This is a genomic window from Methylosinus sp. R-45379, assembly GCF_001644125.1.
Classification (GTDB): Bacteria; Pseudomonadota; Alphaproteobacteria; order Rhizobiales; family Beijerinckiaceae; genus Methylosinus.
In genome coordinates, this window is sequence record NZ_LUUM01000256.1 from 1 (window position 1) to 15305 (window position 15305).

Consider the following 15305-nt stretch of genomic DNA (forward strand, 5'->3'; position numbering starts at 1 on the left):
CGCTCTATCTGCTGATGAGCTCCTACACTTATCTGCGCGTGGCGACGGCGGGCGTGCATCGCCTGTCCTATGGCGGCATGGGCGCGACAGAGTTCCGCATTCTGGTCGCGGCCTGGAGCCTCTTCGCCTGCTGGCTCGGCCCGCAGGTGGTGGAGGCGCGGCTATGGCGCTTCTCCGTCCTCGACGTGACCATCGGAACGATGTCGGCCATCGCCTTCGCGCTCTTCGTCCTGATGGTGCGTCAGGATCTGTCGCGAATGGACCGCGACGACGACCATGAATCGGCGACCATCCACCGCCTGCCGACGCGCCGCTCCGCGGCCGAGCCGGCTGCGGCCGAGCCCGCGCGGGAGCTTCCCAGCATCTCCGCCGGCTGAGGCGCTGCGAAAAATCCGCCGCGAAAAAATCACGCTTCGCAAAAAATCCGCGTCCAGCCATGGGAAGGCGCGCGCGCCGGCATATCTGGTCATAGCGATCCAGCCCTCCGCTCGAGGAGTTTTGACGCATGACCAATCGTGAAATTCGCTCCCGCCAAAAGGCCGCGCTCGAGACGCCGACCGGCTTCTCGCCCGAGGCGACGCGCGATCTCACCGGCGCGCTCAACGCCGTGCTGGCGGATGTTTTCGCCCTTTATCTCAAGACGAAGAATTTCCACTGGCACGTCTCCGGCCCGCATTTTCGCGATTATCATCTGCTGCTCGACGAGCAGGGCGCGCAGATTTTCGCGACGACGGACGAAATCGCCGAGCGCGTGCGCAAGGTCGGCGGCACCAGCTTGCGCTCGATCGGCCATATCGCCCGGCTGCAGCGCATCCTCGACAATGACGCCGATTATGTCGATCCGCAGGACATGCTGGCGGAGCTGCGCGACGACAATGGCGCGCTGGCGGCGCGCATGCGCGAGGCGCATTCCCTCTGCGACGAGCGCGGCGACGTCGCCACGGCGAGCCTACTGGAAAATTACATAGACGAGGCCGAGAGGCGGATATGGTTCCTGTTCGAGGCCGGCCGTCGCGGCAATGCGTGACGCGAATCGGCCGCGGCGGTTCCGTTTCCGTTGCGAAGCCGCGCGGCCGCGTGTAGGTGTGACGGGCATCGAGGTCCCATGCGCAACCCACCCCCCCAGGCCGTTCGTCTCGCCGATTATCGCCCGCCCGCGTATCTGATCGACGCGGTCGATCTCGATATTTCTCTGCATCGAAGCAAGACGCGCGTCGTCGCGCGCCTCGCGATAAGGCGTAACCCCGCCGGCCGGGCGGGCGCGCCGCTCGCGCTCGACGGCGACGGGCTGGTCTTGCGGCGCGCGGCGCTGGACGGCGCGCCGCTCGCGCCCGAGGCCTATGAAGCGACGCCCGATTCCTTCGTGCTGCACGCCCCGCCCGAGGGGCCTTTCACGCTGGAGCTGGAGACGGAGGTCGATCCCTCCGCCAACACGCAATTGAGCGGGCTCTATCGCTCCGGCTCCGCCTATTGCACGCAATGCGAGGCGGAGGGCTTCCGCCGCATCACCTATTTTCTGGACCGGCCGGACGTTCTCAGCGTCTACACGACGCGGATAGAGGCTGAGAAGAGCGAAGCTCCGGTCCTGCTCGGCAATGGCAATCCGATCGCCTCCGGCGATCTCGAAGGCGGGAGACATTTCGCGGTCTGGCGCGATCCGTTTCCCAAGCCCTGCTATCTCTTCGCCCTCGTCGGCGGCGATCTCGGCCATATTTCAGAGAGCTACCGCACCGGCTCCGGCCGCGACGTCGCGCTCGCCATCTATGTCGAGCGCGGCAAGGAGCCTTTCGCCTCCTATGCGATGGATTCGCTGGTGCGCTCCATGCGCTGGGACGAGCAGGCCTTCGGGCGTGAATATGATCTCGATGTGTTCAACATCGTCGCCGTCTCCGACTTCAACATGGGCGCGATGGAGAACAAGGGCCTCAACATATTCAACGACAAATATGTTCTGGCCTCGCCCGAGACGGCGACCGACTCCGACTATGCGGGCATAGAGTCGGTCATCGCCCATGAGTATTTCCACAATTGGACCGGCAATCGCATCACCTGCCGCGATTGGTTCCAGCTGTGCCTGAAGGAAGGCCTGACCGTCTATCGCGATCAGGAATTCTCGGCCGATCAGCGCTCGCGCGCGGTAAAACGCATCGCCGACGTGCGCGGCCTGCGGCTGCAGCAGTTTCCCGAGGACGCCGGCCCGCTCGCCCATCCGGTGCGGCCGAACCTCTATCACGAGATCAATAATTTCTACACGGCGACCGTCTATGAGAAGGGCGCGGAGATCGTCCGCATGCTGAAGACGCTGATCGGCGAGGCCGATTTCCGTTGCGGCATGGACCTCTATTTCGCGCGTTTCGACGGGACGGCCGCGACGGTCGAGGATTTCCTCTCCTGCTTCGCCGAGGCCTCGGGCCGCGATCTGACGCAGTTTTCGCTCTGGTATGAGCAGGCCGGCACGCCGCTCGTGACCGTGGCGAGCGACTATGACGCCAATGCCAAAACGCTGACGCTCAGCCTCGAGCAATCGACGCCGCCGACGCCCGGGCAGAGCGACAAAAAGCCCTTCGTCATTCCGCTGGCGCTTGGCCTCATCGGCGAGAATGGCGACGAGCTGACGCTCGCCGCTTCGCCCGGCGAGAGCGGCGCCAGCGCGGAGGAATGCGCGCGCGGCGTCGTCGAGCTTTCGACGCCCTCGCGCAAAATCGTGTTCGAGAATGTGCCGTCGCGCCCGGTGGTGTCGCTGCTGCGCGGCTTCTCCGCGCCCGTGCGCCTCGCGCCGCCGCAATCGGCCGAGGATCTGGAGCGCCTGCTCGCCCATGACGGCGATTCCTTCAATCGCTGGCAGGCGGCGCAGAGTCTCGCGCTACGCTCGATCTTCTCGCGCATAGAGGCCGCGCGCGGCGGCGCGGCGGCGGATGATCTCGCCTTTTTCGACTCGCTGAAGCGGCTGGTCGAGGCTGGAGAGGGCGATCCGAGCCTTGTCGCTCAGGCGTTGTCTCTGCCCTCAGAGATCGATATTGCGCGCGAGATCGGCAAGGACGTCGATCCCGATGTGATCTTCGCCGCGCGCTCCGGGCTGAAGCGCGATCTCGGCCGCCATTTGGGCGCGGCGCTCACCGAGGCGCACGCCCGCTTCGCCGCGCAGGAGGGCTTCTCGCCGGACGCCGCCAGCGCCGGCCGGCGCGCCATGCGCAATGTCGCGCTCGATCTTCTGGCCGCGGGCGATCCGGCCTCTGGCGGTCCGCTGGCCGAGCGGCAATTCGCCGAGGCGACCAATATGACCGATCGCATCTCCGCGCTGGCGACGCTGTCGCATGTGCCGGGCGCGGCGCGGGAGGAGGCTTTCGCCGCCTTCTATGAGCGCTACAAGAAGGACCATCTCGTCCTCGACAAATGGTTCTCGCTGCAATCGACCATTCCGGAGGCGGAGACGACCGCACGCATCGCTCGGCTGATGGAGCATGCGGATTTCTCTTTCACCAACCCCAATCGCGTGCGCGCCGTGGTCGGCTCCTTCGCCAATGGCAATCCGACGCGCTTCCATGCGCTGGACGGCTCCGGCTATGCGCTGCTCGAGCGTGTGGTGCTGGAGCTCGATCCCAAAAATCCGCAGCTCGCCGCGCGGCTGCTATCGGCGCTGCGCTCCTGGCGCTCGCTGGAGGGGCGCCGCCGTGCGCTCGCCGAGTCGACGCTGCGTCGCATTCTTTCGACGCCCGATCTCTCCGCCGATGTCTCGGACATAGCGACGCGCGCGCTCGCCTGAGGGGCTTTACGTCCTTTTAAGGTCTGGACAAAAGCCCGCCGCCGGATTCGAATGGGGCTGATTCGGGGCGGGATGCGGCGCGTTTTTCCCCCTCTTCGACAAACTGCGGGGATTAGCGAAAATGGCGCGTGGGCGCGCGGCCAATACAACGACTTGCGCCGATACGTCATGGAGCGCCACGGCCTCCTCGAGCATCGGCCGGCTGATTGCAAAAACGCCGAGCGCGCGCCAGCTGGCGCTCGCGCTCGGAACCTGCGCCATAGCATTCGGCGCATTGCTGCTCCTTCTGGCCGAGGCCGCGCATGAGCGCACTCTGGCCGAGGCGGCGCAGGAGCTCGAGATTTTCGCGCGCGCGGTCTCGCGCGACGTGGAGACGACGCTGCGCGCCGGCGCGGCTGCGCTGCCGGACTATGCCGCGACGCGCGGACGTCGCGTCGCCGTCGCCGATGGGTCTGGCCATATCGTCGCCGTGACGGCGCCGCTCGTGGCCTCTGGCGCGCTCGCCGGTCTGCTCGGCGCCGAGCAGCTGCTGACCGAATTCGGCGAGAAGGCCGGCGTCATGCGCGTCACCCTCGCCGATGGGCGCAAGGCGCTCGCCACTGTGCGCAATCTTTCGCCCGCGCCAGGGCAGGGCGGGGGCCAGGGCGGCGGGCAGCTGGCGGCGATCCTCCCTTATGACGCGGCGCTGGCCGAATGGCGCGGCCTCCTCGCCCTCTATGCGGCGCTGTCCGCCGCTGCGGCTTCCGCCACTGCTGTCGGCCTCTTCGCCTTTCGCCGCGAGGCGCGCCGCGCCGCGCTCGCCGAGCGCGCGCAGATCGACCTGCGCCGGCGTGTCGACGCGGCGCTCGGCTCCGGCCGCTGCGGCCTGTGGGATTGGGACATTGCGCGCGGGCGCATCCATTGGTCCGATTCCATGTTCGGCCTGCTCGGCCTCGATCCGGAGCAGCGCTCGCTCTCCTTCGGCGAGCTGAAGATGCGGCTGCATCCGCAGGATGGCGATCTCATCGCCATTGTCGAGACGATCGTCGCCTCCGGCTCGCGCGGCATGGATCACGAGTTCCGCATCCGCAATGCGCGCGGCGAGTTTCTATGGCTGCGCGCCTGCGCCGAATTGATCGACGATCCAGAAGGCGGCAAGCGCCTCGTCGGCGTCGCCGTCGATATTTCCGAGCAGCGCGCGCTGGTGGAAGGCGCGGCGACGGCCGATATGCGGCTGCGCGACGCCATAGAGACGATCTCAGAAGCCTTCGTGCTGTGGGACGCGCATAATCGGCTCGTCGCCTGCAATTCGAAGTTTTTGACGCTGCATGGTCTTGCCGCCGAGGCCGCCGCGCCGGGCGCGAGCTATGCGCGCATAATGGCGAGCGCTTCCGCCGCTCTGGCCGAGACGCAGATCGTCTCGGACCAGGGCGCCACGACGAGCGAGCGCACCTATGAGGCGCGGCTGGCGGATGGCCGCTGGCTGCAGATCAGCGAGCGCCGCACCAAGGACGGCGGCTATGTCTCGGTCGGCGCCGACATCACCGCGCTGAAGCGCAATCAGGAGAAGCTCATCGATTCCGAGCGCCGGCTGACGGCGAGCGTCGCCGACCTGCTGAAATCGCGCCAGACGCTGGAGGCGCAGGCGCAGCAGCTGGCGACGCTGGCCGAGCAATATCATCTGCAGAAGGGCGAGGCCGAGGCCGCCTATCAGGCCAAATCCGAATTTCTCGCCAATATGAGCCATGAGCTGCGCACGCCGCTCAACGCCATCATCGGCTTTACGGAGATGATGCAGGCGCAGGTGTTCGGTCAGCTCGGCTCGACCAAATATGTCGAATATTGCAACCATATCCATCAGGGCGGCCGCTATCTGCTCGATGTGCTGACCGATATTCTCGACATGTCGCGTCTCGAGGCCGGCCGCGTGCGGCTGGATCAGCGCGAGGTCGACGTCTCCGGCGCCGTGCGCGCGACGGTGGAGCGCTTCCGCCACAGCGCCGAGACGAAGCGCGTCGAGATCAGCGTCGACGCCTGCGACGGGCTGCGCTGCTATGGCGATCATGACGCGATCGTGAAGTCGATCGGCGTGCTCGTCTCCAACAGTTTGAAATTCACCTCGGCCGGCGGCGCCGTGCGCGTGCGCGCACGTCGGCTTGCGCGCTCGGTCGCCATTTTCGTCGAGGATGATGGCTGCGGCATAGAGAAGGCCGCCATCCCCAAGCTCGGCCGCCCCTTCGAGCAGCCGATCGCGGTCATAGAGAATGGCATGAAAGGCTCCGGCCTCGGCCTCGCCATCGCGCGTTCGCTGATGGCGCTGCATGGCGGCGCGCTGCGCATTCGCTCGCATGTGGGCATCGGCACGATCGCGATGCTGCGCATCCCCGTGCGGCCGACGACGCGGGCGATCTCCGCGCAAGGCGCGCGGACGTCGCTGCATTGAGGATGCGCTGCGCGAGGCGAGCCTTCAGGCTCGCGCGCCATACGGTTTCGGCTGAATGGTTCGGCGCGCTCCCTCTCCCCGCAATGCGGGGAGAAGGAAGGCGGAAAAATCGCGCGAATGACGACAGACGCGGCCCCGCAGTCACTCCGCCGCGGCCTCCGCCATCTCCCGCCGCGGCGGCGCATAGGCCAGCTGCGGCTCCCAATAATTGCCGCGGTCGAACATGTGCCGCGCCTGCGCATATTGGAACATGATGCGCCCGACGATTTTCGCCGTCGCCGGCTTGCGCAGCGCCGCGCCCCAGACTTTGTTCCACATGCGCCCTTCGGCGTCGCCGAGACGGCGCACCTCGCCGGCGATGTCCATCGCCTGCCGCTCCACTTCTCGGAAGCTCTCGAACTCCGGCAGCTTGGCGTCGCTCAGATCGTGCGCGCGGCCGAAGCTGTGAATGAAATTCAGCATGCGCTCGCCGAAGGCCGCCGGCGAATAGAGCGCGTTGCAGAGATTGTGCAGGCCGGAATTCAGCTCGTCCATGCTCATCGTCACCGGGCGAATATTGGAGCCCCAGGGCACGGCCTGCGTCTCCACCGTGCCTTGCAGCAGGCGTCCCTCGGCCGTGATGCGATCGAAGAGCGGCGTCGCCTCCGAGGCCATCAGCGCGCCGAGGCTGAAGATAGGGATCGGCGTCGACATGGCGAATTCATATTGTTGCGAAAACACATTCGGCCCGTCGTGATCGAAGCCGACGATCATGCCGCCCATCACCGAAATGCCGCGGTCGATGAGCTTTTGCACCTCGCTCGGAATATCGATCTTCAAATTCTGCTTCTTGCCGGTCTCGCGCAGGCTGTCGAGATTGGGCGTCTCTATGCCGATGAACACTTGATGCACGCCAGCCTCGACCAGCATGTCCATCAGCTCCGCGTCGCGCGTCGCGTCGATAGAGATTTGCGTGACGAAATCCATCTCATGGCCATTGCGCCGCCAATGCGCCATCGCCTCCAGCAGCTCCTTGCAATGGGCGCGATAGGCGGTGAAATTATCATCCGCCAAGAATGTCGCGCGAAAGCCATGCGCCCATAGAGCGTCGAGTTCGGCGATCACATTGGCGATCGGCTTATGGCGCTGCTTGCGGCCGAGATATTGGATGACGTCGCAGAATTCGCATTCGAACGGACAGCCGCGCGAGGTCTGCACGGCGCCGAGCATGGCGCGATGATTGGGATAGAGATCCCAACGTGGGATCGGGCTCGTCGCCAGCGAAGGCTTGTCGCCGATGTAGCGATCACGCGGACGCCCGCGGCGCAGATCGGCGAAGAACTCCTCGGCGATCTCCTCGATCTCCCCGCTCACCAGCACGTCGCAATGCGCGGCGAGATGATCGGGGCTGAGGCTGGCGTATGGCCCGCCGATGATGACCTTCTTGCCGCGACGACGAAATTCGTCGGCGATGGCGATCATGCGGCGACGCTGGCTCACTTTGCCGGTGACGCAAATCCAATCCGCCTCATGATCGAAATTCACGGGCGCGACGCCCTCGTCGCCGATCTCGATCGCGAAGTCGCGCGGCGCCATCGCAGCGACGGTCGTCGATGAGAGATCGGCCATCATCACGCCGGAAGGCCGGCCGGACGCGACGAGAATCTCTGCGCCGAAGTAGGTTGGAAAATCTGCAGCGGGATTGATGATATAAAGGGATGAGGTCATTGCAGGCCCCTTTCCGACAACCCATGAATTAAGGTCCTTTTTTTTGTCGCGCGCAAGCCGAAAGCGCGCTGCGGCCGCTCATTCGCACGGCGCCGGGCCGTTGCTCGAAGGTAATCCACAGGCTCGCCCGCGCCGCGAGGCCAGAGCGTAAAGTCATGCGATTGTCGAAACGTCTTGCCGTTCAATCTTCTACATCTATCTGCGGACGCGGATGGGGATACCCCGTAATTGACGCTCTACTTTTCATCGCCTAAGCCTCGCAAAGTTTCGGTGACGACGCGTTTCTACGGTTTTTTTCAGGGGATAGCGCCATAAGATGACGCATGAAGCCCTCACTTCGGATCGGCCGGTCGAGCGTGGTTCCGATCGCTCCTTCGGACTGGTGATCGCCGCGGCGCTGACCATTTTGGCGCTGGCGCCGATGTGGCGAAACGGCTCTCCGCACCTTTGGGCGCTGGCCGCCGCCGCCGTTTTCGCGGCGCTCGCCATCATCGCGCCGAAGCGGCTCGCAGCGCTCAACGATCTCTGGCTCGCCTTCGGATCGACGCTTCACAAAATCGTCAATCCGATCGTCATGGCCGTAATGTTCTTCGGCGTGCTGACGCCGATCGCCATCCTCTTTCGGCTGCGCGGGCATGATCCGCTCGCGCTGCGCTTCGACCATGCGGCGGAGAGCTATTGGACGCGGCGCGGCGATGCGGACGGCGCCTCCGACATGCGCAAGCAATTCTGACCGGAAAAGCAATTTCTGACAGGAGACGAATGCGATGGATATGGTTCTCGAGCTGTGGGATTTCGTCGCGAGCCGCAAGAAATATTGGATGGCGCCGGTGCTCGGCGTGATGATGCTGCTCGGCGGGCTGATGCTGCTGCAGGGAACGGCGGTCGCTCCTTTCATCTACACGCTGTTCTGATCGCTCGTGCGAATTCTGGGCGTTTCCGCCTTCTATCACGACAGCGCGGCCGCGTTGATCGAGGATGGACGCATCGTCGCCGCCGCGCAGGAAGAGCGCTTCTCTCGCGTCAAGCATGATGCGCGCTTCCCCGCCAACGCCATCGACTATTGCCTCGCCGCCGCTGGCGTCGAGGCGAAGGACATCGATCACGTCGCCTTCTACGACAAGCCTTTCGTGAAGTTCGAGCGCCTGCTCGAGACCTATATGTCCTTTGCGCCGCGCGGGTTTCAGTCCTTTGCGACGGCTCTGCCGGTGTGGCTGCGCGACAAGCTGTTTCAAAAATCTCTGCTCGTGCAAAAGCTGAAGCATCACGCGCCCAATGTCGATTGGCGCGCGCGTCTCCTCTTCGCCGAGCATCATCTCAGCCATGCGGCGAGCGCCTTCTATCCATCGCCCTTCGACGAGGCTGTGGTGCTGACCATGGACGGCGTCGGCGAATGGGCGACGACATCGGTCGCCTTCGGCGCGGGCGCGACGCTCGCCCTGCAGCGCGAATTGCGCTTTCCGCATTCGCTCGGCCTGCTCTACTCGGCCTTCACCTATTACACGGGATTCAAGGTCAATAGCGGCGAATATAAGCTGATGGGCCTCGCGCCCTATGGCGAGCCGAAATATGCGAGCCTCATTCTCGATCACATCGTCGATCTGAAGAAGGACGGCACATTCCGTCTCGATCAATCCTATTTCGATTATTGCACAGGGCTGCGCATGACGAGCGAGAAGCTGCATCGCCTGTTCGGCGGGCCGCCGCGCGCGCCGGAGGAGCAGCTGACGCAGCGTCATATGGACATAGCCGCGTCGATCCAGGCGGTGACGGAGGAGATCGTGCTGCGCCTGACGCGCGCGCTGGCGGCGGAGACGGGCGCGCGCAATCTCTGCCTCGCCGGCGGCGTCGCGCTCAATTGCGTCGCCAATGGCAAAGTGCTGCGCGACAAGAGCTTCGAGCGCATTTGGATTCAGCCCGCGGCCGGAGACGCCGGCGGCGCGCTCGGCGCCGCGCTGCTCGCCTATCATGACTTCAACGGACGTCCGCGCGCCGCGTGCGGCGAGGGCGACGCCATGCAGGGCGCCTATCTCGGGCCGTCCTATTCGCAGAGCGATATAGAGCGCCGCCTCGCCGATTGCGGCGCGCGCTTCACGACGCTCTCGGATGAGGAGACCATCGCAGCGACGGCGCGCGCTCTCGCCGATGGCAGAGCGGTGGGATGGTTCCAGGGCCGCATGGAGTTCGGCCCGCGCGCGCTCGGCGGGCGCTCCATTCTCGCCGATCCGCGCTCGCCGCAAATGCAGAGGACGCTCAATCTCAAAGTGAAATATCGCGAATCCTTCCGGCCTTTCGCGCCGTCCGTTCTACGCGAGCATGTCGCCGATTGGTTCGATCTCGATGAGGATTCGCCCTACATGCTGCTCGTCGCCGATGTCGCGACGCAGCACAGGCTCGCGACGCGCGCGGAGGATGAGGCGCTGTTCGGCATAGAGCGCTTGCAGCGGCCGCGCAGCGTCATTCCGGCGGTGACGCATGTCGATTGCTCGGCGCGCGTGCAGACGGTGCATGAGGAGACCAATCCGCGCTATCACGCGCTGATCTCGGCCTTCCATGCGCTGACGGGCTGTCCCGTGCTGGTCAATACCAGCTTCAATGTGCGGGGCGAGCCGATCGTCTGCAAGCCGGAGGACGCCTTCGCCTGCTTCATGGGCACGGAGATCGAAACGCTCGTCATCGGCAATTGCCATTTGCGCAAGGAGGATCAGGCCCCCGCGCTGCGCAAGGATTACAAGGACAGATTCGAACTCGACTGAGGAGTCACTCCGCCGGCGGCGCCAGCGGAACGGCGGGAGAGGGCGCGGCGCTCGGCGCATGGGTCGCCGGGGCCGCGCGCGGCAGCGCCAGCACGACGCGTAGGCCCGGCGCATTGTCCTCTATGCGCAAGGTCCCGCCATGCAGGCGCGCCACTGCGGCGGCGAGCGACAGGCCGAGGCCGGAGCCCGGCCGCGAGCGCGAGTTCTCGAGCCGCACGAAACGGCCGATCACGCGGTCGCGGTCCTTCTCCGCTATGCCGGGGCCGCGATCGGAGACCTCGATCTCTATGCTGTCGCCCGCCCGCCGCGCCGCGACGCGCACGACGGCGCCGGGCGCGGTGGCGCCATATTTCAGCGCATTGTCGACGAGATTGACCAGCGCCTGGCCGAGCAGCTCGCGATTGCCGCGCAGCGTCAGTCCGTCGGCCGCAGCGAGCTCTATGCGCGCGCCATGCTCCTCGGCGACGGGCTCGTACATTTCGGCGATGTCGGCGGCGACGCGGCCGGCGTCGAAATCGCTGGAGAAATCGCTGCAATAGCCGGCCTCGGCGCGCGCGATCATCAGCAGCGCGTCGAAGATGCGGATGAGCGAGTCGGATTCCTCGATCATATCGGTCAGCGCATCGCGATATTGCGCGGCGCTGAGATCGGCGCGCAGCGCGGCGTCGGCGCGATTGCGCAAGCGCGTCAGCGGCGTTTTGAGATCATGCGCGATATTGTCGGAGACCTCGCGTAGCCCCGCCATCAGCTGCCCGATGCGGTCCAGCATGGCGTTGAGATTTCCGGCGAGACGGTCCAACTCGTCGTCCGCGCCCATCAGCGGTAGGCGCTGCTCGAGATCGCCGGACATGATGCGGCGGCCCGAGGCGGAGAGCTTGTCGAGCCGCGCCAGAATGCGCCGCGCGACGATGAGGCCGCCGAGCGTGCCGATGGCGATGAGCCAGAACAGCGAGGCGACGAGCGCGCGGCGCAATATGCCGCGCAGCAGCTTTCTGTCCTGCAGATCATGGCCGACGAGCAGGCGAAAGCCGCCCGGGAGCTGGAACAGCCGCATCATGGCGCGATGATGAGCGGCGGTTTCGCCGCGCCGCTGATAGCGCGCCTCGACCAGCTCGGTGCCGTCCGGCAGGTCCGGCGGCAAAGCGGCGATATTGCCGACGACGAGCTCGCCGGAGAAGGTCGTCACCAGATAGAGCGAGGCTCCGGGCGTGCGCACGCGGCGCTCGATCACTTCCACCAGCTGGCGAATGCCGCCTTCCGAATATTGCTCGGCGAGGCCGCGAATGTCGGCGTCGATCGTCTGCGCGGTCTGCTCGTCGAAGAGGTCCTCGACATTGATCTGCACGCGGGTCAGCACCAATGCGGCGCCGATGCCGAAGAGCACCAGATAGGCGAGCGACAGCTTGAAGGCCGTCGTGCGGAAGAGTCTAACGAGCGCCTTCACGGATCATATATCCGGCGCCGCGGATCGTGTGCAAAAGCGGCGTCTCGCGGCCCTTGTCGATCTTGGAGCGCAGTCTGGAGATGTGGACGTCGATGACATTGGTCTGCGGATCGAAGTGATAATCCCAGACATTCTCGAGCAGCATGGTGCGCGTCACCACCTGGCCGGCGTGCTTCATGAGATATTCGAGCAGGCGGAACTCGCGAGGCTGCAGCACGATCTCCTGTCCGGCGGACACCACCTTATGGGCGAGCCGATCGAGCTCGAGATCGCCGACGCGATAGGTGGTCTCCTCCGGCTTCGGCCCGCCGCGGCGGCGCGCCAGCGCCTCGACGCGGGCGAGCAGCTCGGAGAAAGCGTAGGGCTTGGACACATAATCGTCGCCGCCGGCGCGCAGGCCGCGCACGCGATCGTCCACCTGGCCGAGCGCGGAGAGGATGAGGGCGGGAGTGTCGATCTTCTGCTCGCGCAGGCCCGAGATCAGCGAGAGTCCGTCCAGCTTGGGCAGCATGCGGTCGATGACGAGCACGTCGTAATGGCCTTCCGCCGCGGCCGCATAGCCGGAGAGCCCGTCCGCCGCATGATCGGCGACATGGCCTTGCTCGCGAAACGCCTTCACGAGATAGGCGCCGGCTTCCGAATCGTCCTCGACGACCAATATTCGCATTTCACTCATATAGCGCGCCTCGAATAAAAACGGCAGGCCGGCGATACGCGCCGGCCTGCCGCGACTGACGCGGCGGGAGAGGAGACGAAACGTCTCCCGCCGCCTCCTTTGCGCGGGCCCGCTACACGGGGGGCGGGCAAAACGGGCCGATCGCGCAAGAAGCTCTCTTCGCTCCGCGTTTTCGATGTGGGTGGAAACGCGAGATCGTCACGACGCCGGATTGACCGAGAGGGCGACGAAGCGGGCGCCCTCCGGGGATTTCACGCGCAGCAGGACGGATTTGCGGCCCTCCTTCTTGGCCGAGTCGATGGCGGCCTGCAGATCGCCGCGCCCTTTGAGCGTCTGTCCATTGGCCTCGACGATCACATCGCCCTGGCGCAGGCCCTTCTGGGCGGCGGCGCCATTGGGGTCTATGCCGACGATGATGAGGCCCTCGCCGCCGCGGCCGCCGCGCACCTCGGCCGCCGGGGCGACCTCAATGCCATAGGCGGCCAGCGCCGCGCCGGGCTCGACGCCGTCGTCATTGGATTCGGCGGCGGCGGTCTCCTTCTCGCTCGGCAGCTTGCCGAGCTTCAGCTTCACATTCTTCTCCGCGCCATTGCGCAGATAGGTCAGCTCCGCGCTCTTGCCGGGGCCGAGCGTCGCTATGCGGCGGGCGAGGTCGCGCGGGCCGTCCACCTTCTGGCCGTCGACGGCGGTGACGACATCGCCGGCCTTCAGCCCGGCCGCCTCGGCCGGTCCGCCGCGCTGCGGCTGCGCGATCAGCGCGCCTTTGCTGGTCTTGAGCCCCAGGCTCTCGGCGATCTCCGGCGTGATCGGCTGAATGGAGACGCCGATCCAGCCGCGCGCCACCTGGCCTTTGTCTTTCAGCGCGGCGATGACGTCCTTGGCGACCTCGGACGGTATCGCGAAGCCGATGCCGACCGAGCCGCCGGAGGGCGAATAGATCGCCGTGTTGACGCCCACGACCTGCCCGCGCTCGTCGAAGGAAGGGCCGCCCGAATTGCCGCGGTTCACCGGCGCATCGATCTGCAGAAAATCGTCATAGGGGCCGGCGCCGATATCGCGGCCGCGCGCCGAGACGATGCCCGCCGTCACCGTGCCGCCGAGGCCGAACGGATTGCCGACGGCGATCACCCAGTCGCCGACGCGCGGGCTGGAGCTCGCCCAATCGACATGCGGCAGATTATTGCCGTCGCTGATCTTCAGCAGCGCGAGATCGGTGCGCTTGTCGGTTCCGATGATCTTGGCGGGCAGCGTGCGGCCGTCGTCGAAAGTCACCTCCACCTGCGTCGCATTGTCGACGACATGATTATTGGTGACGACATAGCCGTCATTGGTGATGACGAAGCCGGAGCCCTGCGCCTGCGTCATATGCTTCTGCCGGCCGCGTCCGCCTCCCGGAGGCTCGCCGAAACGGCGGAAGAAGCGATAGAGCGGATCATCCGGCGAAAGCTCGGGCGGCGCGCCGGGAAAGCCTTCCTCGGGGCCGCCGCCGGCCTCCAGCGCCTTGGTCTTGATCGCGACCACGGCGGGCTTCACGCGCTCGACGACATCGGCAAAGGATTGCGGTCCGATGGCCGGAGCCGCACTCTGGCTGGGGCTCTGCGTCTGGGTCTGCGTCGCGGGGGCCTGGCCCCAGGCGAAGGTCTGCGCCGGCAGCAGCGTCGCGCCGAGCGCGAGGGCCGCGGCGCCGGACATCAGGGCGAGGCGGAACGGGCGTCCTTCTGGACGACGCCAGCGCGCCGTGCGGCTGGTGGCGAGAGCTCGACGAAACAGCATAGGCAAGGTCATCAAACCTTCTCCATCGATCTGCCATCGGCGTGCTCTCACTCGGGAGCTGCGGCCGGTGGCGCGGCGGGGCGTCCGCCTGTCGACGATGAAGATGGTGTTCGCGAGCTTACGCCACAGTGGCGGCCGCATGAAACTTTCGTAAGGCAGAATTTCTGCCGGCATGGCGGAAGCGCGGGCTCGAGCGCGCCGGCGCCTCGGGCAATTCGCCCGGCGCGCCGAGGGACGGCGTCCATGGCGGGGCGCGGCCTCTTTCGCCAGGCTACGCAAGGTCGCCTCGGACCGGGAGGAAAGCGCGATGACGAATTACAATTTCAACGACAAAAACACCGATTGGAAGCGCCTCGAAGGGATCGATCACCTCTGGCTCTCCGTGCTGAATATCGACGACGACGTCGGCATCGTCCATGTTTTGTATAAATTCGCCGCCAATGAGAAAATCCTGCTGCATCGTCACAAGACAGTGAACAAGACCTTCGTGATTCAAGGCGAGCATCGCCTCTATCACGCCAATGACGAGATAAAGGAAGTGCGGCCGGTGGGCAGCTACAAGGTCAGCCCGCCTACGGAGGACCCGCATCGGGAGGGCGGCGGCGATCAGGACGTGATCGTGTTCTTCACCATCTATGGGAAGGGCCTTCTCTACGAAATCTTGGACGATGCGCAGAATGTCGTCGCGCCGATCACCGTGGAGGATTTTCGCGCGCTGTTGTGAAGCGCGGGTCTCGATCGGCGGGGGAGGGCCGATTGCCTTC

General features: G+C 65.8%; 11 protein-coding genes and 1 pseudogene. 8 read left to right on the forward strand and 4 right to left on the reverse strand.

The window, feature by feature from the left end; translation table 11 throughout:
• From A1351_RS25385 to A1351_RS13655, 4 genes and pseudogenes are all read left to right on the forward strand, one after another.
• A pseudogene (locus A1351_RS25385) lies at nt 1-377 on the forward strand (hypothetical protein); the annotation flags it as partial.
• Nucleotides 378-505: 128 nt separating this feature from the next.
• A complete protein-coding gene (locus A1351_RS13645; RefSeq protein ID WP_024880348.1) occupies nt 506-1027 on the forward strand; it encodes a Dps family protein in 522 nt (173 codons plus the stop codon).
• A 78-nt stretch (nt 1028-1105) separates the two neighbouring features.
• Nucleotides 1106-3763, forward strand: a complete 2658-nt coding sequence (gene pepN / locus A1351_RS13650) for an aminopeptidase N (protein WP_064033247.1) — start codon at nt 1106-1108, stop codon at nt 3761-3763.
• Between the two features lie 121 nt (nt 3764-3884).
• Nucleotides 3885-6185 (forward strand): PAS domain-containing sensor histidine kinase, encoded by a 2301-nt coding sequence (locus tag A1351_RS13655; RefSeq protein ID WP_064033248.1) that lies wholly within the window; start codon nt 3885-3887, stop codon nt 6183-6185.
• A 141-nt stretch (nt 6186-6326) separates the two neighbouring features.
• Here the strand turns inward: A1351_RS13655 and A1351_RS13660 are convergent, their stop codons facing one another.
• Nucleotides 6327-7892: a radical SAM protein gene (locus tag A1351_RS13660; RefSeq protein WP_064033249.1), complete on the reverse strand. Its 1566-nt coding sequence runs from the start codon at nt 7890-7892 to the stop codon at nt 6327-6329.
• 316 nt (nt 7893-8208) lie between these two features.
• Between A1351_RS13660 and A1351_RS13665 the strand changes: the two genes are divergently transcribed.
• The 3 genes from A1351_RS13665 to A1351_RS13670 are packed head-to-tail and all read left to right on the forward strand — an operon-like array spanning nt 8209 to nt 10648.
• Nucleotides 8209-8625 carry an SxtJ family membrane protein gene (locus A1351_RS13665; protein WP_024880344.1) on the forward strand — a complete coding sequence of 139 codons (417 nt, stop codon included), beginning with the start codon at nt 8209-8211 and terminating at the stop codon, nt 8623-8625.
• A 34-nt stretch (nt 8626-8659) separates the two neighbouring features.
• Complete coding sequence (locus A1351_RS25390; protein WP_166141878.1) at nt 8660-8806, forward strand: DUF5989 family protein; 147 nt, start codon at nt 8660-8662, stop codon at nt 8804-8806.
• A 6-nt stretch (nt 8807-8812) separates the two neighbouring features.
• Nucleotides 8813-10648, forward strand: a complete 1836-nt coding sequence (locus A1351_RS13670; RefSeq protein ID WP_024880343.1) for a carbamoyltransferase — start codon at nt 8813-8815, stop codon at nt 10646-10648.
• A 4-nt stretch (nt 10649-10652) separates the two neighbouring features.
• Here A1351_RS13670 and A1351_RS13675 read toward each other — a convergent pair whose 3' ends face one another.
• The 3 genes from A1351_RS13675 to A1351_RS13685 all read right to left on the reverse strand — a co-directional run bounded on the left by A1351_RS13675 (nt 10653) and on the right by A1351_RS13685 (nt 14553).
• Nucleotides 10653-12092 (reverse strand): ATP-binding protein, encoded by a 1440-nt coding sequence (locus A1351_RS13675; protein ID WP_024880342.1) that lies wholly within the window; start codon nt 12090-12092, stop codon nt 10653-10655.
• Nucleotides 12076-12759: a response regulator transcription factor gene (locus A1351_RS13680; protein WP_024880341.1), complete on the reverse strand. Its 684-nt coding sequence runs from the start codon at nt 12757-12759 to the stop codon at nt 12076-12078. Before A1351_RS13680 ends, A1351_RS13675 begins: the two co-directional genes overlap by 17 nt.
• Nucleotides 12760-12966: 207 nt before the next feature.
• Nucleotides 12967-14553: a Do family serine endopeptidase gene (locus A1351_RS13685; RefSeq protein ID WP_024880340.1), complete on the reverse strand. Its 1587-nt coding sequence runs from the start codon at nt 14551-14553 to the stop codon at nt 12967-12969.
• Between the two features lie 295 nt (nt 14554-14848).
• Between A1351_RS13685 and A1351_RS13690 the strand changes: the two genes are divergently transcribed.
• Nucleotides 14849-15265 carry a hypothetical protein gene (locus tag A1351_RS13690; protein ID WP_024880339.1) on the forward strand — a complete coding sequence of 139 codons (417 nt, stop codon included), beginning with the start codon at nt 14849-14851 and terminating at the stop codon, nt 15263-15265.
• Nucleotides 15266-15305: the final 40 nt, after the last annotated feature.

Coding starts and splice junctions, on each gene's coding strand:
- pepN (WP_064033247.1), top strand. CDS start 1,106: ATGCGCAACCCACCCCCCCAGGCCGTTCGTCTCGCCGATTATCGCCCG.
- A1351_RS25390 (WP_166141878.1), top strand. CDS start 8,660: ATGGATATGGTTCTCGAGCTGTGGGATTTCGTCGCGAGCCGCAAGAAA.
- A1351_RS13690 (WP_024880339.1), top strand. CDS start 14,849: ATGACGAATTACAATTTCAACGACAAAAACACCGATTGGAAGCGCCTC.
- A1351_RS13685 (WP_024880340.1), bottom strand. CDS start 14,553: ATGACCTTGCCTATGCTGTTTCGTCGAGCTCTCGCCACCAGCCGCACG.
- A1351_RS13665 (WP_024880344.1), top strand. CDS start 8,209: ATGACGCATGAAGCCCTCACTTCGGATCGGCCGGTCGAGCGTGGTTCC.
- A1351_RS13655 (WP_064033248.1), top strand. CDS start 3,885: ATGGCGCGTGGGCGCGCGGCCAATACAACGACTTGCGCCGATACGTCA.
- A1351_RS13680 (WP_024880341.1), bottom strand. CDS start 12,759: ATGCGAATATTGGTCGTCGAGGACGATTCGGAAGCCGGCGCCTATCTC.
- A1351_RS13645 (WP_024880348.1), top strand. CDS start 506: ATGACCAATCGTGAAATTCGCTCCCGCCAAAAGGCCGCGCTCGAGACG.
- A1351_RS13660 (WP_064033249.1), bottom strand. CDS start 7,892: ATGACCTCATCCCTTTATATCATCAATCCCGCTGCAGATTTTCCAACC.